The organism is Saccharothrix sp. NPDC042600, assembly GCF_040647305.1.
Taxonomy (GTDB): Bacteria; Actinomycetota; Actinomycetes; order Mycobacteriales; family Pseudonocardiaceae; genus Actinosynnema; species Actinosynnema mutabilis.
Window position 1 is genome coordinate 1 of sequence record NZ_JBEZBW010000116.1, and the last position, 23,913, is coordinate 23,913.

At 73.2% G+C, this 23,913-nt stretch carries 24 protein-coding genes; 11 read left to right on the forward strand and 13 right to left on the reverse strand.

Annotated elements, in window-relative coordinates:
* Window positions 1-87 precede the first annotated feature (87 nt).
* Window positions 88-669, reverse strand: a complete 582-nt coding sequence (locus tag AB0A74_RS37355) for a CBS domain-containing protein (RefSeq protein ID WP_358257147.1) — start codon at window positions 667-669, stop codon at window positions 88-90.
* A 127-nt stretch (window positions 670-796) separates the two neighbouring features.
* On the opposite strand from AB0A74_RS37355, the gene AB0A74_RS37360 reads away from it, so the two are divergent.
* Complete coding sequence (locus tag AB0A74_RS37360) at window positions 797-1,222, forward strand: universal stress protein (protein WP_358257149.1); 426 nt, start codon at window positions 797-799, stop codon at window positions 1,220-1,222.
* Window positions 1,223-1,322: 100 nt separating this feature from the next.
* The gene (locus AB0A74_RS37365; protein WP_358257150.1) at window positions 1,323-2,309 is read left to right on the forward strand and encodes a nitroreductase family protein; all 987 of its coding nucleotides are present in this window, start codon (window positions 1,323-1,325) and stop codon (window positions 2,307-2,309) included.
* 4 nt (window positions 2,310-2,313) lie between these two features.
* Here the strand turns inward: AB0A74_RS37365 and AB0A74_RS37370 are convergent, their stop codons facing one another.
* Genes AB0A74_RS37370 through AB0A74_RS37380 form a run of 3 tightly spaced genes read right to left on the reverse strand, consistent with a single transcriptional unit; the run spans window position 2,314 to window position 6,579 of the window.
* On the reverse strand, window positions 2,314-3,390 hold the full coding sequence (locus tag AB0A74_RS37370; RefSeq protein ID WP_358257152.1) for an acetate/propionate family kinase: 1,077 nt from the start codon (window positions 3,388-3,390) through the stop codon (window positions 2,314-2,316).
* The gene (locus tag AB0A74_RS37375) at window positions 3,378-5,708 is read right to left on the reverse strand and encodes a phosphoketolase family protein (RefSeq protein WP_358257154.1); all 2,331 of its coding nucleotides are present in this window, start codon (window positions 5,706-5,708) and stop codon (window positions 3,378-3,380) included. Before AB0A74_RS37375 ends, AB0A74_RS37370 begins: the two co-directional genes overlap by 13 nt.
* Window position 5,709: 1 nt before the next feature.
* Window positions 5,710-6,579: a universal stress protein gene (locus AB0A74_RS37380; RefSeq protein ID WP_358257156.1), complete on the reverse strand. Its 870-nt coding sequence runs from the start codon at window positions 6,577-6,579 to the stop codon at window positions 5,710-5,712.
* A 178-nt stretch (window positions 6,580-6,757) separates the two neighbouring features.
* Between AB0A74_RS37380 and AB0A74_RS37385 the strand changes: the two genes are divergently transcribed.
* Entirely contained in the window at window positions 6,758-7,417 is a 660-nt protein-coding gene (locus AB0A74_RS37385; RefSeq protein WP_358257186.1) for a response regulator transcription factor, read from the forward strand.
* Between the two features lie 2 nt (window positions 7,418-7,419).
* Here the strand turns inward: AB0A74_RS37385 and AB0A74_RS37390 are convergent, their stop codons facing one another.
* From AB0A74_RS37390 to AB0A74_RS37400, 3 genes are all read right to left on the reverse strand, one after another.
* The gene (locus AB0A74_RS37390) at window positions 7,420-7,833 is read right to left on the reverse strand and encodes a DUF6292 family protein (RefSeq protein ID WP_358257188.1); all 414 of its coding nucleotides are present in this window, start codon (window positions 7,831-7,833) and stop codon (window positions 7,420-7,422) included.
* A gap of 90 nt (window positions 7,834-7,923) precedes the next feature.
* The gene (locus tag AB0A74_RS37395; protein WP_358257158.1) at window positions 7,924-8,295 is read right to left on the reverse strand and encodes an STAS domain-containing protein; all 372 of its coding nucleotides are present in this window, start codon (window positions 8,293-8,295) and stop codon (window positions 7,924-7,926) included.
* A 56-nt stretch (window positions 8,296-8,351) separates the two neighbouring features.
* Window positions 8,352-9,335, reverse strand: coding sequence for a serine/threonine-protein kinase (locus AB0A74_RS37400; RefSeq protein WP_358257159.1), 984 nt, complete (start codon window positions 9,333-9,335; stop codon window positions 8,352-8,354).
* Window positions 9,336-9,474: 139 nt separating this feature from the next.
* Here AB0A74_RS37400 and AB0A74_RS37405 point away from each other — a divergent pair, with 139 nt between their 5' ends.
* Together AB0A74_RS37405 and AB0A74_RS37410 are read left to right on the forward strand one after the other, a co-directional pair.
* Window positions 9,475-10,092 carry a TetR/AcrR family transcriptional regulator gene (locus tag AB0A74_RS37405; protein WP_358257161.1) on the forward strand — a complete coding sequence of 206 codons (618 nt, stop codon included), beginning with the start codon at window positions 9,475-9,477 and terminating at the stop codon, window positions 10,090-10,092.
* A gap of 92 nt (window positions 10,093-10,184) precedes the next feature.
* Window positions 10,185-11,285, forward strand: a complete 1,101-nt coding sequence (locus tag AB0A74_RS37410) for a hypothetical protein (RefSeq protein WP_358257163.1) — start codon at window positions 10,185-10,187, stop codon at window positions 11,283-11,285.
* A gap of 46 nt (window positions 11,286-11,331) precedes the next feature.
* On the opposite strand, the gene AB0A74_RS37415 is transcribed toward AB0A74_RS37410, so the two are convergent.
* The 5 genes from AB0A74_RS37415 to AB0A74_RS37435 all read right to left on the reverse strand — a co-directional run bounded on the left by AB0A74_RS37415 (window position 11,332) and on the right by AB0A74_RS37435 (window position 16,047).
* Window positions 11,332-12,867: a vanadium-dependent haloperoxidase gene (locus AB0A74_RS37415; protein WP_358257165.1), complete on the reverse strand. Its 1,536-nt coding sequence runs from the start codon at window positions 12,865-12,867 to the stop codon at window positions 11,332-11,334.
* Between the two features lie 240 nt (window positions 12,868-13,107).
* A complete protein-coding gene (locus tag AB0A74_RS37420; RefSeq protein ID WP_358257167.1) occupies window positions 13,108-13,695 on the reverse strand; it encodes a LuxR C-terminal-related transcriptional regulator in 588 nt (195 codons plus the stop codon).
* A 197-nt stretch (window positions 13,696-13,892) separates the two neighbouring features.
* Window positions 13,893-14,729 carry a cytochrome c biogenesis protein CcdA gene (locus AB0A74_RS37425; RefSeq protein ID WP_358257169.1) on the reverse strand — a complete coding sequence of 279 codons (837 nt, stop codon included), beginning with the start codon at window positions 14,727-14,729 and terminating at the stop codon, window positions 13,893-13,895.
* Entirely contained in the window at window positions 14,729-15,310 is a 582-nt protein-coding gene (locus AB0A74_RS37430) for a redoxin domain-containing protein (protein WP_358257171.1), read from the reverse strand. Before AB0A74_RS37430 ends, AB0A74_RS37425 begins: the two co-directional genes overlap by 1 nt.
* A 146-nt stretch (window positions 15,311-15,456) precedes the next feature.
* Window positions 15,457-16,047, reverse strand: coding sequence for an HSP18 transcriptional regulator (locus AB0A74_RS37435; RefSeq protein WP_358257173.1), 591 nt, complete (start codon window positions 16,045-16,047; stop codon window positions 15,457-15,459).
* A gap of 103 nt (window positions 16,048-16,150) precedes the next feature.
* On the opposite strand from AB0A74_RS37435, the gene AB0A74_RS37440 reads away from it, so the two are divergent.
* Window positions 16,151-16,591 (forward strand): Hsp20/alpha crystallin family protein, encoded by a 441-nt coding sequence (locus AB0A74_RS37440; RefSeq protein ID WP_358257174.1) that lies wholly within the window; start codon window positions 16,151-16,153, stop codon window positions 16,589-16,591.
* 13 nt (window positions 16,592-16,604) lie between these two features.
* Window positions 16,605-16,886, forward strand: coding sequence for a hypothetical protein (locus AB0A74_RS37445; protein WP_358257176.1), 282 nt, complete (start codon window positions 16,605-16,607; stop codon window positions 16,884-16,886).
* Here AB0A74_RS37445 and AB0A74_RS37450 read toward each other — a convergent pair.
* Entirely contained in the window at window positions 16,865-17,869 is a 1,005-nt protein-coding gene (locus AB0A74_RS37450; RefSeq protein WP_358257177.1) for an NAD(P)H-binding protein, read from the reverse strand. The genes AB0A74_RS37445 and AB0A74_RS37450 overlap by 22 nt on opposite strands.
* 98 nt (window positions 17,870-17,967) lie before the next feature.
* Between AB0A74_RS37450 and AB0A74_RS37455 the strand changes: the two genes are divergently transcribed.
* From AB0A74_RS37455 to AB0A74_RS37470, 4 genes are all read left to right on the forward strand, one after another.
* Complete coding sequence (locus AB0A74_RS37455) at window positions 17,968-18,903, forward strand: helix-turn-helix domain-containing protein (protein WP_358257179.1); 936 nt, start codon at window positions 17,968-17,970, stop codon at window positions 18,901-18,903.
* A 303-nt stretch (window positions 18,904-19,206) separates the two neighbouring features.
* Complete coding sequence (locus AB0A74_RS37460; protein ID WP_358257181.1) at window positions 19,207-20,307, forward strand: hypothetical protein; 1,101 nt, start codon at window positions 19,207-19,209, stop codon at window positions 20,305-20,307.
* A gap of 209 nt (window positions 20,308-20,516) precedes the next feature.
* Entirely contained in the window at window positions 20,517-21,449 is a 933-nt protein-coding gene (locus AB0A74_RS37465) for a hypothetical protein (RefSeq protein WP_358257183.1), read from the forward strand.
* Entirely contained in the window at window positions 21,446-23,734 is a 2,289-nt protein-coding gene (locus tag AB0A74_RS37470; protein ID WP_358257184.1) for an AAA family ATPase, read from the forward strand. The genes AB0A74_RS37465 and AB0A74_RS37470 overlap by 4 nt, the downstream gene beginning before the upstream one ends.
* Window positions 23,735-23,913 lie beyond the last annotated feature (179 nt).

Consider the following 23,913-nt stretch of genomic DNA (forward strand, 5'->3'; position numbering starts at 1 on the left):
TGTCGGTCGATGGGGCGCTCGGCGGGCGCCGGGTCTTCCTCGCGCCCGGGGCCGCCGGCGCCGGCGGGGCGGCCGGCTGGAGGTCGATCAGGGCGTGGCGTCGGCCGGGACGCCGCCCAGCGCGACGCCGACCACCCCCGGCACGGTCCGCACCAGTGCCGCGACCACGCGCCGCTCGGCGACGTCGTCGAACGGGCCGGTGACGGCCACCCGGCCCCCGGTCACCTCGACCGTCCACCGCCGGTCGCGGCTGTAGGCGCGCAGCAACCGGTCCACGCGGGCGGCCAGGACGTCGTCCTCCGGTGTCAGCACGCGCAGCAGGTCGCTGCGCGACACCACGCCGACCACGTGGCCGCGGGCGTCCACGACCGGCAGGCAGCGCAGCTTGTTGCCCAGGAACGCCCCGGCCAGTTCGGTCGGGGTCGCGGTCAGCGGCGCGCTGATGACGGCCGCGTTCATCACCTGGCCGACGGTCAGCGCGCCACCGCCCTGGCCGATGCTGTGCACCAGCAGGTCGATGCCGGACACGATGCCGACCAGCCGCCCACCGGGCTCCACCACCGGGAGCGCGGAGAAGCCGTGGTCGACCAGCAGCGCGCTCGCGGCGCGGATGGTCGTGGTCGGTTCGACCGTCACGACCGGGCGGGTCATCACCTCTGCGGCGTTCATGGCACCGAGCGTCCGCGCACTCCTCGGTCGAAGGCAGTGCGGATGGGCTCTGCGCACCGGTGACGTAGGTCCCTGCCCCGCGCCGCCCGCGCGTCCGACGCTGGGGGCGAGTGGAAGGAGACCGGTCATGATCCTGGTCGGTGTGGACGGGTCGCCCGCGAGCCGCAAGGCGCTGCGCTGGGCGCTGGAACAGGCCAAGCGGACCGGCGAGCCGGTCGAGGCGACGATGGCGTGGCTGCGCGAGCCCGAGTACGTGCCGGCGGCGGCGATGGGCGTGCACCCGCACGCCGACCGGCCCGACCACCGGCACCCGGCGCGGGAGCTGCACGACATCGTCGTCGAGGAACGCGCCGCCGTGCCCGACGCGCCGGAGGTCGCCGAGGTCACCATCGTCGGCGACGCCGCCACGGCGCTGACCGCCGCGTCCCGGCAGGCCGACATGCTCGTCATCGGCGGCCACGGCCACGGCCGGCTCGCCGAGGTGTTCCCGGGCGGTGTCGCCGCGGACTGCCTGCGGCACGCCCGGTGCCCGGTGGTGGTGCTGCCCGCGTGACCCGAGGGCCCGGTCCGGTCGGGACTTCCGACCGTGTCGGGGGCGCACCGGCCGGGCGGACGGTGGAGGAGAAGGGTCGGACGAGGACGAAGGTGACGACATGGACAGCACGGTTCGGGCGCTCGGGTTGAGCGAGGCCGAGACCATCGAGGTGCTGACGGCCGCGGCGCGCGCGCCGTCGGTGCACAACACGCAGCCGTGGCGGTTCCGGCTGCGAGCCGACCGCATCGAGGTGCACGCCGACCCCGCCCGCCGGCTGCCCGCGACCGACCCGGACGACCGCGAGCTGCGGCTGTCCTGCGGCGCGGCGCTGTTCAACCTGCGGTTGGCGTTGCAGGCCCTGGGCATCCGGCCGCTGGTGACGTTGCTGCCCGGCGCCGACGCGCCCGGCGCGCTGGCGGTCGTCCGGCGCGGTGGCACGTTCCCGTCGGACGAGGAGACCCGGCTGCTGCACAAGGCGATCCCGGCGCGGCGGTCCAACCGCAAGCCGTTCCGCGACGTCCCGGTGCCCGTCGAGCACCGCCAGGCGCTGGTGCGCGCCACCGAGCGCGAACGCACGTGGCTGCACGTCGTGGCCACCGGGGAGGAGCGGGCCCGGTTGCAGAAGCTCGTCGCGAAGGCGCACCACGTCCAGAGCGAGGACGCCGGCGTGCGGACCGAGCTGTCCGCCTGGACCGGGCCGCGCGCCACCGACGGCGTCCCGGCCGGGTCCGCGGGCGTTCGACCCGCGCCGCAGGACGAGTGGGCGCGGCGCGACTTCCAGGCCGCCGAACGCCCGCCGGGCAAGGACTTCGAGTCCGACCCGCTGGTCACCGTGCTGTGCTCGTACTACGACGGCCCGCTGGCCGAGCTCCAGGCCGGTCAGGCCCTGCAACGCCTCCTGCTCACCGCGACCAGCCTCGGCCTGGCGGTGTCGTTCATGTCGCAGCCGGTCGAGGTGAAGTCCGTGCGCGACGAGCTGCGGCGGGACATGGGCGGTCTGGTGCCGCAGGCCGTGCTGCGCATCGGGTTCGGCTCCCCGGTGCCCGCGACCCCGCGCCGCGCGGTCACCGAGCTGTTGCTCGACCCGGTGGCCACCGGCCGGTGACGGGTCAGCCGAGCACGCGCCGCACCCCGTGCGCGATCTCGACGTCCTCCCGGGCCTCGACCACGAGGACCCCGGCGGCCGACGCGGGCGCGCTGATGCGGGTGTCGCCGCCGTCCGGGTCGTCGTTGCGGGAGTCGTCCAGCTCGACGCCCAGGAAACCCAAGCCGCGCACGGTGTCCGCCCGCACCGCGGCGTCGTGCTCGCCGATCCCGCCGGTGAACACCAGCAGGTCCAGCCCGCCCAGCGACGCCGCCATGGACGCCACGCCCTGCCGCAGCCGGTGCACGAACACGTCGATCGCCAGCGCCGCGTCGGGGTCGCCCCCGGACGCCGCCTCCCGCAGGTCGCGCAGGTCCGCCCGGCCGCCCAGGCCGGCCAGACCGGAGCCGTGCTCCAAGCCGTCGTCCAGGTCCTCGGGGTCCAGCCGGTCGCGCAGCCACAGCAGCAGCCCCGGGTCGAGGTCACCGCTGCGGGTCGCCATCACCAAGCCGCCCAACGGCGTGAACCCCATCGTGGTGTCCACCGAACGGCCGTCGCGCACCGCGGCCAGCGAGCAGCCGGCGCCCAGGTGGCAGGTCACCACGCGGGAGCCGCCGCCCGCCAGTTCGACCGCCCGCCGCGCCGCGTAGGCGTGGGACAGGCCGTGGAAGCCGTAGCGCCGCAGGCCCCAGCGCCGCCGCCACCGCTCGGGCAGCGGGTAGGTCGAGGCGACCGGCGGCAACGTGGCGTGGAAGGCGGTGTCGAAGCACGCGACCTGCGGCACGTCCGGCAGCAGCGCCGTCACCGCGTCGATCCCCGCCAACGCGCGCGGCTGGTGCAGGGGCGCGAGGTCGGTCAGCCGCTCGATCTCCGCCCGCGTCTTGTCGGTCAACAGGACCGGCTCGGTCAGGTCCGCGCCGCCGTGCACCACCCGGTGGCCGACGGCGTGGACCTCGGGCACGTCCTCGGGCAGCTCGACCTCGCCGCCCGCCCACCGCTCGACGTGGTGCTGGGAGAGGACTTCGTCGCCCTCTCCCAGCACGCTCAGCTTCAGGCTCGACGAGCCCGCGTTGACCACGAGCACGTTCATCAGTAGGGCCACGTCCAGTCGCGCACCTCGGGCAGGTCCTCGCCGTGCTCGCGGATCCACGTGTGGTGGCGGGCGCGCTGGTCCTGCATGCGCTGGCGCAGCAGGCCGGCCCGCGCCCCCAGGCCGGGGACCCGGTCGACGACGTCGATGACCAGGCGGTAGCGGTCCATGTCGTTGAGCACGACCATGTCGAACGGCGTGGTGGTGGTGCCGACCTCCTTGTAGCCGCGCACGTGGAAGTTGTGGTGGTTGGTGCGCCGGTAGGTCAGGCGGTGGATCAGCCACGGGTAGCCGTGGTAGGCGAAGATGACCGGCTTGTCGGCGGTGAACAGCGCGTCGAACTCGCGGTCGGGCATGCCGTGCGGGTGCTCGGTCTCCGGTTGCAGGCGCATCAGGTCCACCACGTTGACCACGCGGACCCGCAGGTCGGGCAGGTTCTCGCGGAGCAGCGCGGTGGCCGCCATGACCTCCATCGTCGGCGCGTCGCCCGCGCAGGCCAGCACCACGTCCGGCGCGCCCTCGTCGGTGCCCGCCCACTCCCAGATGCCCGCGCCGCGCGCGCAGTGCAGCGCCGCCTCCTCCGGGCCCAGCCAGTCGGGGGTGAGGTTCTTGCCCGACACCACGACGTTGACGTGGTCGCGGCTGCGCAGGCAGTGGTCGGCCACCGACAGCAGCGTGTTGGTGTCCGGCGGCAGGTAGACCCGCACGACCTCGGCCTTCTTGTTCATCACGTGGTCGATGAACCCGGGGTCCTGGTGGGAGAAGCCGTTGTGGTCCTGCCGCCACACGTGCGAGGACAGCAGGTAGTTCAGCGACGCCACCGGCCGCCGCCACGGCAGCCTGCGGTGCGTGCCCAGCCACTTGGCGTGCTGGTTGAACATCGAGTCCACGATGTGGGTGAACGCCTCGTAGCAGTTGAACAGGCCGTGCCGCCCGGTCAGCAGGTAGCCCTCCAGGAACCCCTGGCACAGGTGCTCGGACAGCACCTCCACCACCCGCCCGTCGCGGGTCAGGTCCTCGTCGGTGGGCAGGGTGTCGGCCTGCCACTGCTTGCCGGTCGCCTCGAACACCGCGTCCAGCCGGTTGGACGCCGTCTCGTCCGGGCCGAACAGGCGGAAGTTGCGCTGGTCGGCGTTGAGCTTGAACACGTCGCGCAGCATCCGGCCCAGCGCCCGCGTGGGTTCGGAGGTCGTGGTGCCGTGCTTGGCCACCTCGACGCTGTACGGGCCGACGCCGGGCAACCGCAGTTCGCGCAGCAGCAGGCCGCCGTTGGCGTGCGGGGTCGAACCCATCCGCTTGTCGCCGGCGGGAGCCAGGCGCAGGAGTTCGGGGGTCGGGCGGCCCTGCTCGTCGAACAGCTCCTCGGGCCGGTAGGAACGCAGCCAGTCCTCCAGCAGCCGCAGGTGCTCCGGGTTGTCCCGCACGCCCGCCAACGGCACCTGGTGCGACCGCCAGGTGCCCTCGACCGGCTTGCCGTCCACTTCGGACGGACCGGTCCACCCCTTGGGGCTGCGCAGCACGATCATCGGCCAGCGGGGTCGCTCGGAGGAGGTCTTGATCCGCCGGATCTCGTCCAGGACGCCGTCGAGCACCTCGGCCATGCGGGCGTGCATCCGCGCCGGGTCGTCGCCCTCGACGTAGTGCGGCGCGTAGCCGTAGCCGCGCAGCAACGCGTCCAGCTCGTCGTGCGGGATGCGCGCCAGCAGCGTCGGGTTGGCGATCTTGTAGCCGTTGAGGTGCAGGATCGGCAGCACCGCGCCGTCGCGCGCCGGGTCGAGGAACTTCGCCCCGTGCCAGCTCGCGGCCAGCGGCCCGGTCTCCGCCTCGCCGTCGCCGACCACGCACGCCACCAGCAGGTCCGGGTTGTCGAACGCCGCGCCGAACGCGTGCGCCAGCGAGTACCCCAGCTCACCGCCCTCGTGGATGGACCCGGGCACGTCCGGCGCGACGTGGCTGGGCACCCCGCCGGGGAAGGAGAACTGCCGGAACAGCCTGCGCATCCCGTGCTCGTCGCGCGGCACCTCCGGGTAGTTGTCCCCGTACGAGCCCTCCAGCCACGTGTTGGCCAGCAGCGCCGGACCGCCGTGCCCGGGACCGGTCACGAACAGCACGTCCAGGTCGCGTTCCAGGATCGCCCGGTTCAGGTGGGCGTAGACGAAGTTCAGGCCGGGCGTGGTGCCCCAGTGCCCGAGCAGCCTGGGCTTGATGTGCGCGGGCGTCAACGGCTCGCGCAGCAGCGGGTTGTCCATCAGGTAGATCTGGCCCGCGGACAGGTAGTTGGCCGCCCGCCAGTAGGCGTCCACCAGGTCCAAGCGGTCGCTCGCCGACATCTCACTCCCCGTCGATCGGTCGGACGACGGCGAGGGGGCAGGTCGCGTGGTGCACCAGCGCCTGGCTGGTCGAGCCGAGCAGCATCCCGGTGAAACCGCCGTGCCCGCGGCTGCCCACCACCAACAACCGCGCGCCCTCCGCCGCGGCCAGCAAAGCACGCACGGGCCGGTCCCGCACCACGAGCCGCTCCACCACCACGTCGGGGTACTTCTCCGCGTGCCCGGCGAGCCGCTCGGCCAGCACGCGCTCCTCAGCGGCCTCGACCTGGTCCCAGTCCACGGTCAGCCGGCTGCCGTACGGGCCGTCGACCAGGAAGTCGCTCCACACGTGCACCGCCTTGAGCGGCGCGTTGCGCGAGGACGCGGCCTCGAACGCGAAGTCCACCGCCTCCTCGCTCGCGGGCGAGCCGTCCACGCCGACCACGACCGGGCCGTCCTCGCGGTCCTCGCCGCGCACCACGACCACCGGGCACTTGCCGTGCGCGGCCAGCGCCACGGCCACCGAGCCCACCACGAGCCCGGAGAACCCGCCCAGGCCGCGCGAGCCGAGCACGACCAGCCGCGCCCGCTCCGACTCCCACACCATCGCCCCGGCCGCGCCCGCGAACTCCAGCGACACCTCCACCGGCACGTCCGCGGCGGCCTTCGCGGCGGCCTCGGCCTCGGCGAGCCACCGCCGCCCCTGCTCCTCGATCGCGTGCCGCACCTCGTGCCCGGTCAGCACGATCTCCGGGTAGCCCCGGGTGGGCACCAGGTACGCGTGCACCAGCCGCAGCGGCACCCGGTGCCGCTCCGCCTCCCGAGCCGCCCACGCCACCGCCGACAACGCCGACGCCGACCCGTCCACACCCACTACGATCGGGGAAGTCATCACGGTCCTCTCGCTCGTCTCCGTCGCCTCCCAGCGTCGCGCCCGGGACGCGGGCCGGCAGCGGGAGCAGGTCCCCGTCCCGACGGGTCTTCGCGGACCCCCGGCAGGGACTTTCGACCCTGTTCGGTGGCGGTGGACGCGAGACAGGCTCAACATCGTGTCGGAGGTGGTTGCCGCGATGACGGCGAAGGTGTTCCTGGTAGACGACCACGAGGTCGTGCGCGTCGGCGTGCGCGAGTTGCTCAACAGCGCCGACGACCTCGACGTCGTGGGCGAGGCCGGTTCGGTGGCCGAAGCCCTGGCGCGGGTCCCGGGCAGCGGGGCGGACGTGGCGGTGCTGGACGTGCGGCTGCCCGACGGCAACGGCATCGAGCTGTGCCGCGAGCTGCGCTCCCAGCTGCCCGACCTGAACTGCCTGATGCTCACGTCGTTCACCGACGACGAGGCCCTGTTCGACGCGATCATGGCGGGCGCGTCGGGGTTCGTGCTCAAGCGCATCCTGGGCAACGACCTGGTCAACGCGGTCCGCACGGTCGCGGCCGGCCAGTCGCTGCTCGACGCCCGCTCGACCTCCGCGCTGCTCAACCGCATCCGCCGGGAACGCGAGCAGGGCGACCCCGTGCGGGTGCTCACCGAGCAGGAGCGCACGGTCCTGGACCACATCGGCGAGGGCCTGACCAACCGCCAGATCGCCGAGCGCATGTTCCTGGCCGAGAAGACCGTCAAGAACTACGTCTCGCACCTGCTCGCCAAGCTCGGCCTCGAACGCCGCACCCAGGCCGCGGTCCTGGCCAACCGGCTGCGCAAGCCCGACCCGGCCACCCGCGAGGACGGCTGAGGTCAGGCCGCGTTGCGCGCCGACCGGTGGATCGCCGCCCGCAGCAGGGACTCCAGTTCCGCGCGCCGCGGCGGCACCGGCCGGACCGGGCGCGGGTCACCGGGGTGCAGGCCGCGCAGCAGTTCGTCGGCGAACCGCGCGACCTCCGCCGGCGGCGGCACGGCCGGGCCGCCCAGGTAGGCCAGCACGACCTCGTCGGAGTTCGTCTCCAGGGCGGCGGACCAGCCCCGCTCCTCGTCCCACAGCAGCGCCACGTCCCACTCCGGGAACGACGGGAGGCGCCCTTCCAGCGCCACGTAGGCGTTCGCGGGCGGGCCGGCGTCCACGCAGGCGCACTCGCCGCCCAACCCCAACGCCGCCGCGACCTGGTCGACGTAGCGCCGCAGCCACCGCGCCGTCGTGTCGTCGAAGTCCATGTCCACCGCCGTCCACCCCCTGTCACCCGCCCGTGTCCGCCGCGTACCCACATCCGGCGGTCCTCAAACCGCGGGATGGGAACTTCCGGTTCAGGTGGTCGCGAGCCGCACCGCGGCCAGGGCCCGCTCGACGTTCTCGTGCACCGGCAGGACGTGGTCCACCTGGGCGGCGATCAGCGGCCGGAGCACGGCCCGGTTGTCGGCGACCACCGCGAACGCGACGCCGGCCCGGCGGGCGGCGTGCTGGGTGTTGACCAGGATCGCGATGCCGATGGACGCCAGGAAGGTGACCCCGCGCAGGTCGAGGACCAGCGCGACGGGCCGGCGGTCGAGCAGCGCGCCCACCTCGGCCGAGACGTGCCGCTGGGACACCGCGTCGACCGGACCGGTGAACACCGCCAGCGCGACGCCCGCCGTCACCTCGGTCTCGACGCGGACCAGGTCCGCCCGGAGTTCGCTCATCGTGGTGCCTCCCCACTCCCCTCGACAGGCGTACCCGGTGGCGGCGGCGCGAACCGTCAGCGGGCGGGCGTCGAGGTGGTGGACGGCGGCGGGGACGGGTCGTCGGCGGCGAGCAGCGGCGCGTGGAGAGCCGTGACCAGGGCGGCGAGGGCGAGCAGGGCCGCCCCGATCAGCGCCGGACGCCACCGGCGCGGCTGGTCGGTCCGGGTCTCCACGGCGGCCTGGGTCTCCACGGCGGCCTGGGTCCCCACGGCGGTCGGGGTCTGGCGCAGGGCCTGCGCGCACGCCAGCGCGGTGGGGCGGCGGCGTGGGACCAGGGAGGTCATCAGGGCGAGCAGGCGCGTCAGGTCGTCGGGCAGGTCGGGCGGCAGGCGCACGGGGCGGTGCAGGCGGGCGAGCGCGGCCTCGGCCGTGCCGCCGGGGTACTCGCGGCGGGCGGTCAGGCACTCCAGCAGCACCAGGCCCAGCGCGTAGACGTCGGTGGCCGCGCCGACCTCCTCGCCGCGCACCTGCTCGGGGGCGAGGTAGGCGGCCGTGCCCATGACCCGGTTGGACCTGGTCAGGTGCGGGGTGTCCACGCGGCGGGCGAGGCCGAAGTCGGCCAGGTGCGGGCGACCGTCCCGGTCGAGCAGGACGTTGCCGGGCTTGACGTCGCGGTGCACGACACCGCGCGCGTGGACGTGGTCCAGCGCTTCGGCCAGGGCGATGCCGAGTTCCCGCACCCGTTCGACGCCCAGGGGTCCGGACTTGAGCTCGTCGCGCAGCGTCCGCCCCTCGACCAGGCGCATGACGACGAACGACACCGGCCCGTCCACGCCCGCGTCGAACACCGGCACCAGACCCGGGTGCTCCAACCCGGCCAGCACGCGGACCTCGTGCCCGAACCGACGCAACGCCTCGGACTCCCCGGTCCCCCGCACCAGCTTCACCGCGACGGGTCGCCGCAGCACCGTGTCCCAGGCCCGCCGGACTTCCCCCATGCCGCCCCGGCCGAGGAGGTCGCCCAACTCGTAACGCCCGGCCAACACACCCGACGACACCGGCGAGGTCCTTCCAGTCGAGGGCCAGAACCCACCGTCTACCGCATTCCCGGTGCGGCGAAACACCGCCGCTTCGGCATCCCGCAGCCCCGCCGTCCGGTATCTTGGAACCCTCGGTTCAAGATGGCGGGTGATCGCGATGCCGGACGTCAAGCACTTCGACCCCGAGGCCGCGCTCGACGCCGTCGTGCGGCTGTTCTGGCGGCGCGGCGTGGCCACGACCGGCATCCAGGACGTCGTGGACGCCACCGGCCTCAACCGGTCCAGCCTCTACGCGACCTTCGGCGGCAAGCAGGAGCTGTACCGCGCCGCGCTGGAGCGCTACGTCCGCGAACGCTCCAACCTCGCCCCGCTGGAACAGGACGACCGCGGCCTGCCCGCGATCACCGACTTCTTCCACCGCCTCGTCGACGCCCGCTGCACCGGCGAGCACGCGGGCTGGGGCTGCATGATCTCCAACGCCCACGCGGGCGCCGAGAACGACGACCCGCGGGTGCGCGCCGTGCTCGACCGGCAACACGAGCGCCTGTACAACGCCCTGCTGAACGCGCTCCGAACGGCCCACCGCCAAGGCCAACTGGGCCCCGCCGCCGGAGGTTCGCACACCGACGACCCGAGGGCCGCCGACCTGGACTCCGCGGCCTCGGTGCTCGCCCTCCTGGCCCACGCCGTCAACCTCCGGTCCCGCGCCGGAGCCGACGCGCGACAGCTCCGCGACACCGTGGACGCCGCCATCGCCATGATCGCCCGAAGGTGATTACGAGCCCCTTACGTCCGCCGCCCGCCCCTCTCCCCTACCACCCGCGCACCGCCACACTCGGTCCCAGCCGGGTGACGGGAGGTAATCGGGTGAACACGAAGTGGCGCACTGCGGTGACCACGGGGGCGTTGGTCGTGCTGGCGGCGGGCACCGCCGCGGCCGACGACGGGGCCGGGTGGCGCCGGGTCGCGGCGCCGGAGTCCGGGGTCGAGTACGTCCTCGACGACGTGTCGGCCGTCGCGCCGGACACCGCGTACGCCGTGGGGTTCGGCGAGGTCGGCGGCGGACTGGTCCTGGTGCGCTGGAACGGGACGGGGTGGGCCGCGGAGAGCGGGTTGCCGGACACCTCGACCTCGACGCTGCGGGGCGTGCACGCGCGCGGCGACCGGGTCTTCGCGGTGGGCCAGGACCACGTCAACGGCGTGTCCAAGCCGTTGCTGCTGGTCCGCGCCGGCGGGTGGACCAAGGCGCTCGGGGCGACGCCGGCCGGTGAGCAGGGCCGGTTGACCGACGTGGCGGCGGTGTCCGACACGACCGCGTGGGCCGTCGGGCGCGAGGGCTCGGGCCTGGTCGAACGCCCGGTCGCGCACCGGTGGAACGGCACGGCGCTGCAACGCTTCCCGCTGCCCGCCCCCGGCGCCTACGCGCGGGCGGAAGCGGTCGCCGGGGCGGCGGAGGTCTGGGCGGTGGGCACGGAAGGCGGCCTGGCCGGCGCGCAGTCGCGGGGCCTGTCCTGGCGGTGGAACGGCGCGGGCTGGACCGCCGTCGCGGTGCCGGGTTTCGGGGCGCACCAGGTGGAACTGACCGACGTCGTGGTCACCGACCGGACCGTGTGGGCCGTCGGCCGCGCGGACACCCAACCGCTGCTGCTGCGCTGGACCGGTGCCGCGTGGGACCGCGTCGCGCTGCCGGCCACGTCCGCGCCGACGCGTGTCAACGCCGCCACCGACGACGGTCGGGGCGGCCTGTGGCTCGCGGGCGAGGTCCGGGCCGGGCAGGACGCGACCCCGTTGCTGGCCCGCTACGACGGCGGGTGGCGGCCGGCGGCGGTCGCCGCGGACCTGTCCCACACGGCGCTGCGCGGCATCGCCCGCGTGCCGGGCGCGACCACCACATGGGCGGTCGGCCGGCACTTCCGGACCGGCACCTACTGCTCCGGCTGCCGTGCCGCGATCGCGACGAACGGCTGAGACCGCGAAGGCGGGCTTCCCGAGCCGGGAAGCCCGCCGCCGCGCGTCAGGCGATGAACCGGACGCAGGAGCTGCCGACCCAGCCCTTCTGGCCCTTCAGGAACCCGCTGTCGACGGTGACGTACTGCGCGACGCCGTCGCTGCTGGCGAAGTGCACCTGCACCAGCGTGTCCCGGTTCGGCGAGACGTGGTAGTCCTTCAGCGTCCCGTTGCTGTAGGTCTTGTAGACGTCGGCGAAGGAGCACCCGACCTTGCCCGGCGTCGGCGCGCCCGAGGCCCGCACGAAGTTCACGGCCGCGCTCTCGGCCATCGCCTTGCCCGACGAGACGCCGTAGTCGCCGTCGAACTGGTAGTGCACGCCCAGGTACACCCGGCTGCGCGCGTTCTCCACGGCGGCGGCGGTGAAGCTGGTGAACGTGCGCGTGACGCCCTGCGCGAACGGGTCGTCGGTGGTGGCGGTGAACGTGACGTTGTCGGTGCCGAAGAAGGACTTCATCGCACCGGCCCACGCGCCGCCGAAGGTGGCGTGTCCGGAGGTGTAGGCCGGGAACGGCGGCGAGAACGGCGTGCCGTCGCGGAACTTCGACAGCGGGCGCCAGTTCGGGTCGGCCTCGGTGGCCGCGTTGCCGTCGGTGTCGGCGAGCTGGACCGCCGACTCGGGCCGCCACAGGTCGATGTCGGTCTGGTACTTGCGGTCCCAGGCCACGATGCCCGCGTCACCCATCGCCAGGGCGACCAGCGCGAACAGGCGTGCCTTCTCGGCGGTGCCGAGCCCGCGCTGGGCGGCCACGATCCGGGTGTGCTCGAACAGCTGGCCCGGCGGCTTGTAGGTGCCGTCCAGGTCGTTGGCCCAGAAGTGCGCGATCTGGGTCTGCTCCGGGGTGCGGGTGGTCGAGCCAGCACTGCCCAGGCTCTTGACCTCGTTGACCTGCGCGGCGTACTCGGCGCTGGAGAGCAGGGCGGTCATGGAGGAGTGGCCCGCCGGGTGCTGCGGCCGGAACTGCGCGCCGGAGGTCATGGTGAACGGCTTGACCTTGCCCCAGTTCGGCGTCGCCGCGTCGCCGGAGCCGGTCGGCCGCCAGTGGCCGGGCGCGGTGTTCACCGGGTACGGCGTGGTGTCGCCGGAGCCGTCGCCCGTGCGGTTGGCCACGATCGCCGCCGCGGCGGCCTTGCCCAGGCCGGCGCCGTCGCCGGTGTCGGAACCGGCGTCGGCCAGGGCGGTGGTGAGCTCGTCGGAGAAGTCCTGGCCGGGGAACGCCGCCGCCAGCGCGTCGTGCGCGGCGTGGGCGACGGCGTGGCGCAGGGACGCGTTCGGCGCTTCGGTCTTGAAGACGTAGGGCTGGCCGGTGGTGGTGATGGAGTTGACCGCGTCGTAGATCGCGGCGTGCACCATCGCGCCGCCCCTGGCCAGCGGACCGGGTGCCCCGCCGACGGTCTTGTAGGTCTCCAGCAGGACGTCGTTCCAGTACAGGACGGGGTCGCTCGCCGGCGCCGCCGAAGCGGGCTGGACCAGCCCGCCGAGAGTGCCCCCCACCGTCAACGTCGTCACGGCCAGCAGGCCGAGGCGTCGTCGTGCCGTCATCCGGCTCATCTCGCTCCCCAAGTCGCCATCCCCCTCCTCCGCGCCCGCCCCTCGGGCCGGCGGCAGGAGTGCGGCGGTGCCCGCCGCGCGAACGATCATCGGTTCGCCGCGCCGGCCCCGGGGAGGGGAGAAGCGGACACGACCGGAACCGGACAGGAGCTGAGAAAACCCCGTGGGCACAACGAGAACGGGGTGCCCCGCGCGACCGCGCGGAACACCCCGTGACCTCCGGTGCAGGTGCTAGACCCAGCCCAGCCGCGTGGCGGCGACCCCCAGGGAGAGGCGGTTGGTCGCGCCCACCCGGGCCGCGAGCCGTTCCATGTGCCGGCGCACCGACCGCGTGCTCAGCCCGAGCATCCGGGCGATGGTGTCGTCCTTGAAGCCCTTGGCGGCCAGCCGCACGATCCGTTGCTGCACCGGGGAAAGGCCGTCGGCCTCGACGCGGTCGGCGTCCCCGAGCGGCACGGCGTCCGTCCACAGCGCGTCGAAGTACGCGGCCACCAGCGCCACCAGTTCCGGCGACCGCACCACCACCGCCCCGGCCGGGCCCGACCGCAGCACCGCCACGTCGTCCACGACCAGCAGGCCGGTGGCCGGGCGCCCGCGCAGCACCCGCACCTCCTCGACGGCCTGCCCCACCAGCGCGGCGGTGTCGTCGTCCAGCGCGTTCGCGGTGTAGATGGCGCGCCGGCGCACCCCGATGAACGCCGCGTCCGCGTGGTGGAGCCCCGGCCGGTCCACGGATAACAGCCGGGACTCCACGTACGCGTTGCGCAGCAGCTCGCGTTCCAGCGAATCGACCTCGGCGCGGTCGCCCAGCCCACGCACGGCGGCGTGGTGGGACGGTCTCGTGCACAGGCATCTCAAGGACGACGGCAGCAGTTCTCGCGACAAGTTCGCACCCCCATGATCACAACCCCCACGCCACTCCCCCAGAGGTGGCGCATGATCAGAATCCTAGGTGCGACAACGCTTGCCGTCCACAATAAGTCCACTGTGGACTTACAAATCGCCGGCAGCCGGCGCTACTCGCGAGCGGCCTTGCGGCGGACCGCCACGACACCCGCCACCACGAGCAGCGCCAGCACGGCGACGAACGGCCACGGACCGATCGCGGTCACCGCGTCGACCAGCGCGCCCTGCACGACGCCGGCGAAGTCCACCACCGGGTCCGCCGGGTCGGCGTCGCCGAAGAACAGCCGCAGCTCGTAGACGCCGTAGTACGCCACGTACAGGCCGACGACGGTGAGCAGCACCCCGCCGATGCGCGAGACGCGCGGCAGCAACGTCCGCGCGCGGGTGGCGAGGACGTTGTCGGTCAGCGTCGCGCCGACCGCGAGCACGCCGACGACCAGCCCCATGCCCAGCGCGTAGGCCAGGAACGCCGCCACGCCCTCCACCAGGTTCGCGCCGCCGAGCGTGGTGCCGACGACGGCCAGGAACGGGCCGATGGTGCACGACAGCGACGCGATGGCGTAGGCGATGCCGTACCCGAACATCGAGCCCAGGCGGGCGGTCGGCGCGCCCTTGGTCGGTTTGGGCACCATCAGGCTGATGGTCTTGCCCATGACCAGGAGCACGCCGAACACGACCAGGGCCGCGCCGATCAGCACGGTGATGAACGGCAGGTACCGCTGCACCGACGCCGCGACCGGGGCGATGGCCAGCCCGAAGACGCCGAACACCACCACGAACCCGGCCGTCATGACCGCGGCGGCGGCCAACGCACGCCCGACCGCGCCCCGCCGGCCGTCCTCACCCCGCACGACCAGCGCCAGGTAGGCGGGCAGCATGGCGAACCCGCACGGGTTCACCGTCGCCACCATGCCCGCCACGAGGGCGAGCAGGAGCCCCTCGGTCATCACGCCCCCGCGAGCGCGGCGACCCGCTCCCGGAGCTGCTTCTCGCTCAGCTGCCCGGTCTCGACCTCCACCCCGCCGTCGCGGCCGATGAAGGCGTAGGCGGGCTGGGCGGTGACCCCGAACCGCTTCCACACGGCGCTGTCGACGTCGGCGAGGTGCGTGAACCCGCCGAGCCCGAACCGCTTGACGAAGTCGCGCATCGCGGGTTCCTTGTCCAGGGCGGCGACGCCGACGAACGTGACGGAGGCGTTGTCCTTGGCCGCGGAAGCCATCCCGGGCGCCTCCCGCTGGCACTTGGGGCACCACGGCGCCCAGAACCACAGGACGGCGGGCTTGCCGGCGAGGGTCTCCCCGGAGAAGTCCGCGCCGTCCACGGTCTTGGCGGTGAACCGGAGCCGGTCCGGGACGGTCGCCGCCGGCGTGGTCGGTGCGGCCGACGCGGGGCTGCCGGCGGAGGCCGTCGTGGTGGTGGACGCGGCGGTGGTGGACGCGGCGGTGGTGGTTGTCGGCGAGCCGCACCCCGCGACGACGAGCAGGACGAACGCGGACAGGGCGATGCGGCGCTTCGAGCGGGAGATCACGTCCCGATCATGCCGGAGTGTCCGGATCGATGACCACGAAACCGGTCATTACGAAACCCTGACATGTGTCCAGATACTCCACCGCCGGCCCAACCCACCGCAGGCTCGCCCACGCGGGTCCACCCGGCGCGGTTCGCCGGGCGCGGTCAGGTGCGGCGTTGGCGGCGTTGGGCACCGGCCTGGCGGCGGAGGTGGTCGGTGTGGTCGGTGATGGCGGTGATCTGCTCCGCCAGGTCGCTGTGGCGGCCCGCCAGGTGGGCGTGCGCGGCGGCCAGCGGGGGCAGGAGGGTCACCGGGTCGTGGTGGCCCAGGGCCTCGTCCAGGTGGTCGGCGTGGGTGGCGTCGAGGTCGGCCAGGCCGCTCACCCGGCCGGCCAGCTTGCGCAGGGTCGCGGCGTTGCGCCGGGCCCAGTCGGCGACCGCCCGGTCACCCGCGCGGCGGTCGCGTTGGGCGTCGATGCGGGCCTCGCCGGTCGTCTCGCCGGTCGCCGTGGGTTGCAGGCGCAGGAACCGCCGCTCGGCGGCCTGCCTGCTCGTGACGCCCAGGGCCGGGGCCAGCGCCGCCCAACTGGTGCCGTCCAGGCGCGCGGCGGCGATCAGCTCGGGTTCCCAGGCCGCGAGGGTGTCGCGCAGCGCCCGCAGGGTGTGCAGCGCGGCCAGCACGTCGGCGGGCTCGCCCCGGCGGACGTCGGCCACCGCCGCGTGCACCGCCCGCATCCCGTCCACCGGATCGTCCATGTCAACCTTCCGATGACTTCCCTCTTGTCAACGTTCCGATGACATGCTACAACGGAGGTGCGTGTTGACAAAGGCCACAGGCGACAAGGAGGAGGCACCACCGATGTTGATGCGCACCGACCCGTTCCGTGACCTGGACCGCTTGGCGCAGCAGTTCTTCGGAGCGACCACCGGCACCTGGTCCAAGCCCGCCGCGATGCCGATGGACGCCTACCGCGCGGGCGAGGAGTTCGTGGTCTCCTTCGACCTGCCGGGCGTCGACCCGAACGCCATCGAGCTGGACGTCGAGCGCAACGTGCTGACCGTCAAGGCCGAGCGCCGCCCGCTGCCCTCCGGCGACGACGTGCAGATGCAGGTCTCCGAGCGCCCGCTCGGCGTGTTCTCGCGGCAGCTCTTCCTGGGCGACACGCTGGACACCGACCACATCACCGCCGACTACGAGGCGGGCGTGCTGACCCTGCGCATCCCGATCGCCGAGAAGGCCAAGCCGCGCCGCATCGCCGTGGGCGGCACCCGCGCCGACCGCAAGGAGATCGAGACCTGAGGCGGTGAGCCTCATGCCCCGCGCGACCCTCCTCGATGCCGAACCGGTCCCGGACGTGGCAGCGGTTCGCGCCGAGTTCGACGCGTTGATCGCGGCCGTGTGGGACGACCCGGCGCCGGCGCCACCGCCGGCCGCCCGCCCCGCCCGGCCGCCGGGCCCCGAACCGGACACCCCCGCGCCGGTACCGCCGACGCGGGAGGTCGTGCCCGGGGCGGACCTCGCCCGCCAACGGTCCCCTCCGAGAGCGGGCCGACCCATCGCGCCCGGTCTGCGCTACGCCGCGGGCCGGGCGTGACCGTGCACGGCGAGGTGCGGCGACAGCGCCTTGAGGAAGTCCGGGGCGTCGAACGCCGCACCCGCCGAGACGACGCCGGTCGCCTTGACCCGGCCGGTGAGGACGCGGTCGACGGCCTCCACCGCCAGCGGCGCGCTGATGGCGTAGATGTCCCGACCGGTCGCCGTCAGGCGGCGCTCTTCGCCGTTCGCACGGACCAGCACGTCGACCACGAACGTCTGCGCGGACCGTCCCAGCTCGTCCACGGCGACCGGCGCTTGTGCGGCGGCCGACAGGTCGGCGGCGGCGTTGGCACTCATGTACGTGCGCACCTCGGGCACATCGAGGTGGCTGGGCACGGTCACCACATCGGCCATCGTGAACTCCCCGATGACCTCCCGCGGCCCGAGCGGAGCCGGGAACGGCCACTCCACCGTCGGCAGCGCGTCGTCGTGGTACTCCAACCGCCCGCCGGTGAAGCGCACCCGACGACCGCCCCGGCGCTCGCCCGACACCGCGCCCGCCGCCAGGGTCCCGGCGGTCGGGTGCCAACTGCTCAACCCGTACGCGACGTGCACCTCGTCCGCCGACGTCCACTCCCCCATCGCGGCCGTCACCAACAGGTCGCCGAGACCGCCGTAGAACGCCATCGCCGGCACCACGACACCGTCCACACGGCGCGCGAACGTGTCCACATTGGCCTCGATCTCGGCCGCGACATCGACGTAGGGGATCCCGGCCCGCCCGGCGGCCTCGATCAGCGACCCGGCCGTGGTCGCGAAGGGTCCGGCGCAGTTGATCACGGCCGTCGCGCCGGCCAGGGCGCGGTCGAGCGCGGCCGGGTCGTCCACCGACGCCTGCCGCACCTCCAAGCCCCCGGCGTGCGCCACCAGCTTGTCCCGGTCGCGGCCGAGCAGCAGCGGCGTGTACCCGCGTCCGCGCAACTCCGCGACCACGAACCGCCCGGTGTGCCCGTAAGCGCCGTACACAGCCACGTTCGTCATACCCGCTCCTAGCCGGAAGTGATCCACTGCGGCAATCCTGTCCGGCCGCACCGCCGCGGCCCAGTGTCCGGAACGACACGACCCGTACACTTTCGGACATGCGCACGGTCGCGGTCGCCGCCACGGACGGGATGCTCCACTTCGAACTCGCCCTGGCCTACGAGGTCTTCGGCTCCGCCCCGGCCGCCCTGCCCGGCCCCTGGTACGACGTGACCGTGTGCGGCACGCGTCCCGTGCGGGTCGGCCGGTTCCTGGTCGAACCCGATCACGGCCTCGACGCGCTCGCCCGCGCCGACACCGTGATCGTCCCCGCCCTGGCCGACGTGGACGCCGACCCGCCGGCCGACCTGGTCGAGGCGGTGCGGGCGGCCCACGACGCGGGCGCGCGGGTGGTCTCCCTGTGCACGGGCGTGTTCGCGCTCGCCGCCGCCGGCCTGCTCGACGGGCTGCGCGCCACCACCCACTGGGCCCACACCGACCAGCTGGCCGCCCGCTACCCGGAGGTGACCGTGGACCCGGACGTCCTGTACGTGGACAACGGCACCGTGCTCACCTCGGCGGGCAAGGCGGCGGCGATGGACCTGTGCCTGCACCTGGTCCGCCGCGACCACGGCTCGGCGGTAGCGAACGTCGTCGCCCGCCGCCTGGTCGTGCCGCCCCACCGGGCCGGCGGCCAGGCCCAGTTCGTCACCACCCCGGTGCCCGACCGGGACGACCACCCGCTGGCCGACCTCCTGCCGTGGATCATGGCCAGGCTGGACCAGCCGCTCACCGTGGAGGACCTGGCCCGCCGCGCGAACCTCAGCTCCCGCCACCTGGCCCGCCACTTCCAGGCGGTCACCGGCACGACCCCGCTGAAATGGCTGATGGCCCAACGAATCCGCCGCGCCCAGGAACTCCTGGAAACCACCGACGACAACGTGGACACCATCGCCGCAGCCGCCGGCATGGGCACGGCCACCACCCTGCGCCGCCACTTCCACCGCGCACTCGGCGTACCCCCCGACACCTACCGCCGCACGTTCCGCGCCTGACCCGTCACGCCCAGGTCGGCTGCCAGGCCCGCATGGTCTTCGGGCCGACCGCCCGAGCGCGCCCGGATCGAGAACTCGACGACCGCGCGGGCCCTCCGGATGTGAGGCGGGACGTGGAATCAAATCACTCGAACAATCGGTCGAACGCGGGTCGCCACAAAGTGACGAAGTCCGCGTTATTGCGGGGAACTGCGCAATCCCCGACTTGTCCCGCACATCACGACGCCAATACACTCGTTTTCCCGGAGAGCCCAGTCCGCATTTTTGGGGGAACTCATGCCAGGCATCGATCGCGGACCCAGGGTGTGGACGAGGTCGATCGGACTGCTCGCCGCCGTGGCGGCCGGGTGGCTGGTCGCCCGGGCCTTCGACGCCGACGGCGTCACCGGCCACCCCGGCTACCTGTTCGCGATCAACGCCCTGCTCGGGTTCGGCCTCTACGCCAGCACGCGCGGCATCGACCTCGCCGAGTTCCGCGAGCACTGGGGCACGGTGCTCGCCGCGGTCACGCTGGGCGTGCTGCTCAAGGTCGCGCTGATCTTCGGCGTGCTGTTCGCGTTCTACGAACGGCCCGAACACCTGCTGCTCGCGGTCGCGGTCGCGCAGATCGACCCGTTGTCGGTGGCCGCGCTGCGCGCCGGGTCACGGCTGTCCGAGGCGGGCAAGACGTTGCTGGCCGCCTGGTCCTCGTTCGACGACCCGATCACCGTGCTGCTCACCGTGTACCTGACCGCGTTGACCGTCGGCGGCGGCACGCTGCCGGTCGGCGGCGTGGGCACGCTCGGCGTGAACCTCCTGCTCAACCTCGCCCTGGCCGGGGCGGTGTTCGCCGTGTGGCGGGGGCTGCGCGGCCGGCGCGCGGCCGGGACCGGTTCCCCCGCCGGCCGGGCCGCGGTGCTGGTGGCGGTGCTGGCGGCCGGGGTGGTGGCGGCGAGCTTCTCGTTGTTGCTGGCGCTGGCCCTGATCGGGTTGTTCTACCGGCCGGGACGCTCGGCCGACGTCGATCGCGGGGCCGGCGTCGCCCTGTACCTGGGCACCTTCGCGATCGGATTGGTGCTGGTCAACGGCATCGACATCGGGACCGGCGTCGTGCTCGGCGTGGCCGCGTTCCTCGCCCAGGTCGTCGCGGCGTCGGCGCTCACGGCCAGGCCGCGCTGGCGGGGCGACCGGGTGCGGCTGGCCCTCGGGCAGCAGAACGGCCTCACCGCGGTGATCCTGGCGTTGATGCTCGAACCCGTGCTGCCCGCCGCCGCGGTCATCGCGCCGGCGGTCGTGGTGGTCAACCTCCTGCACGCCGTGACCAACGCCGTGCACGACCACGGACCGGCGTGGGTCGCCTCCCGCTCGGGCAAATGGGGCGGCACCGCTATTCCACGCCACCCGGAAATCGCACACCCGTCGTGACGACCGCTCTTCCGGCTGTCCGCCGGTCAAGTGGCGGAGTACGGCCGTTGGGGTAGTGCGGGGTAACCAATTTCCACTGACTTGCGATTCTATCAACGGTAAAGTCGGAGCCGGCACCGTTAGGGGGACGGCATGCGCGGGTCGCGGGCGACACTGACCGCACTTCTGCGGTGCGCGCCCGGCGGAACCCGTCCCCGCGGGGGGCGGCCGTGACAGCGGAGCCGGTCAACCCCTTCTCCGTCGCGCCGTTCCCGTCGGCCATGCAGCCCCTCAACCCCGTGGACCACGACCACGACCACCTGTACGTGGACGTGGACAGCACCGGCGCCCAGTACCTGGAGTTCCAGCGGCAGATGGGCGACCTGACGTCCGTGCTCGACCACGGGCGCATCGTCCTGGCCACCGGTGAACGCGGGTGCGGCAAGAGCGCGTTGCTCAACCGGTGCGCCGCCTGGGTGGTCGCGGAGCTCAAGCCGCGCGGGGTGACGGCGAAGGTCGTGGACACCACCACCACGTTCGCCGTGGACCAGCGGATGGGCGTGACCGACCGGATCATCAAGGTCTGCGACCGGCTCTTCGACGTCATGCGGCGCGAAGGCCTCATCCGCCCGGACGCGCTGGACGAGTTCCGGGAGAACCGACGCGAGCCGCACCGGGTCTACGACAACCTCGGCTACTTCATGCCCGACCGGCACGTCCTGGTCCTCCGATTACCCTCGCCCGAGGACCTGTGGCAGGAGGTCGTGAGCTACGCGAGCCTGGTGTGCGGCGGCGTCCTGTTCCTGGTGGAGTCCGCCCACCTCGACCGCGAGCAGGTGCGCCGGATCACGCGCGAGACCGAGGCGTTGACCAAGCCGGTCGTGCTGGAGGTCGGTCCGCTGGTCGACGGCGACGCGCGCAAGTTCATCGAGGCCCGGTTGAACCCGCAGGGGATCCCGGGCCGTTTTCCCCGGATGAGTGACCAGACGGTCGTGTCGGCTGGCCACAAGTTCGCGACCGTGGCGCAATTGCAGCGCACGTTGCACAGCACGTACGAATTCCGGATGAGCCAGGCGGACTACGACGACGGCGCGTTCGTGACGATCGAGGACATCCTCGACGACGTCAAGCGCCGCTCGGGAGACGGATCGGGGGCCCCATGAACGGCGGACGCGACGACGGAACACCCTTGCGCAACCCGTTCTCGGCGATGGCGGTGGCCCGCGTCGCCGGCTCCGAGGACGACGCGGGCGGCTCGGAGTTCACGGTCGAGACCGACGCCATCCGCCGCGCGACGGCCCACCTCACCGAGTACCTCGACGCCCCCGACTCCGCCGCCGGACGCGGACCCGGCGCGGTCCTGCTGGTGCTCGGCGAACTGGGCACCGGCAAGACCCACCTGGCCCGCCAACTCGTCCGCACCGCCGCCGCGCGCCTGGCCGACCGGACCCGGTCGCTGCACATCGAGGCGACCGCGGAGAACGTGCTGAGCACGTACCAGCGGTTCCTGCTGCAACTGGGGTTGGAGCGGGTCCGGGCGCGGGTGAGCGAGTTCTACGCCGACATCGTCGCCGAGCAGTTGCAGGACACCGGGCTCGCCGGCCACGCCGTGGACCTGCTGCGCCGCCGCGAGGTCGAGCCGCGCAAGGTCGTGGACGAGCTGCGGCTGATGGAGAGCCAACTCCTGCGGCGCGTGCACCGCGAGCTGAGCGACGTCACCGAGAACGAGAGCTTCGGCAAGGCGCTGACGTTGTTGCTGCGGCCCGGTTTCGAGGACGCGGTGTGGAAGTGGCTGACCGGCGGCGAGCCGGACGTCATCCTGCGCGAGCGCGACATCACGACCCGGATCGCGGCGGCGCCGGACGTGCTGGAGGCGATGGGGGTCTTCGCCCTGCTCTTCGGCGGCAGCCGGCGGCGGTTCGTGCTGGTGGTGGACGAGTTCGACAAGATCTTCTCGCTGGCCCGGCACGCCGACGACCGGGTGATGCTCGCCTTCCAGAAGATGCTGGAGGTGTTCTCCAACGCGGGCGCTTTCCTGGTGCTGTGCGGGCATCCGGACTTCCTGACCATGTTGGACGCCAGCGCCAGGCAGCGCATCACGCACACCGTGCCGATGACCGGGTTGAGCGTCCCGCAGGCGCGGGAGTTCATCGAACTGGCGCAGCGGGCGGAGTTCGGGCAGGCGCGGCTGGAGCCGTTCACGCCGGACGTGGTCGAGTACGTGACCACTTTGGCCGGCGGCAACGTGCGCCGCGTGATCCGCATGTGCCACACGCTGTTCCAGATGACCGAGGGACGCGGCCTCGTCACCGACGAGATGGTCCGCGCCGCGGCGCGCGAGCAGCTGGGACCGTTGTCGGCCGACGAGGTCCTGTCGAGCGCTCGTCGGGTGCTGGTGCACAACGGCTGGACGTACCAGCCTGATCACTACCTGTCGTTGGGCCGGGACTCCCGGGTCGACTTCTGGCTGACCTTCGCCGACCGGACCGGCGGTTGCGCCGTGCTGTTCACCGACTCCGTGCTGACGCACCCGGACGTGGAGGCCGTCCGCCGCCGGTTCGCCGCCGTGCGACAGGCGCACGCCGACGCCGAGGTGGTCCTGGTGGTCAACGGCGTCGTGGCCGGCGACGTGGCGCCGTTGCTGCGCGGCGTCCTGGGTCGGGAGCCGGTCGTCTACTCCGGACGCCGTTTCACCGACGACCTCCAGGTGGCGGTGCGGGCCGCGATGACCTTGCTGCCCGCCGAGCAGAGCGCCGACCCGGCGGGGTTGGTGCAGCAGCGGATCGACCAGATCAACCGGCAGCAGTCGAGCCTGTACGGGTTCGTCGAGCAGTTGGCGGACCACATCGACGGGCTGCGCACGTCGTCGGACCGGCGGTTGGCCGAGATCCAGCACCAGCTCACCGACCTCGCGGCGGGAACGCCCCGGGAGGCGGCTTCGGTCGAGCTGCCGGGGCCGGTGGCCCAGCTGTTCGACGACGCGTTGGGCGTGTTGGAGGAGAACACGCACACGGAGTTGATGACCCGCGAGGCTTTCGCGCGGGGACCGGAGTCTTCGCGGGTGCTGGATGCGGTGCAGCGGCGGCAGCGGACTCCGGGGTACCTGGAGGCGCTGGGGATCGTCACGTTGTTGCAGCAGGCTCTGCACACGTTCCGGGATGGCGTGCAGCAGTGGTACGCGGATGTCCGGGCGCGGGAGGGTGGGGGTGAGTTGTCGGCCGGCGCGGTGGAGGAGTTGGACGAGATCTGTCGGACGTATGACGCCGTGGTCGAGTACTTGCCCCGGCACAAGTTGGACCCTCTGGTGCAGCTCGCTCCTTGGACCGCTCGTGGTGGGCCTGTTTCCGACTTGAGTCGGCCTTCTCGGCGTGCTTCTTTGCGGACTCACCTCGACAACTTGAGTACTTCCGTACGTCGTGCCGCTGTTCGCTCTCTCACTTTGCGCTGACTCTTCTTCGCTTCGCTTCTCTCCTTGGACGCGCTTCGCGCTCTCAAGCCGACGCGCTTCGCGCTCTCACGCCCTACGCGCTGACGCGCTCTCAAGATCAAAAGCGCCTCGCCGGCGGGCAGGCCCCCGGGGGTGGAAGGGCGTCGGTTCGTTCCCCGTACGGCCTGCCGGAGGCAACC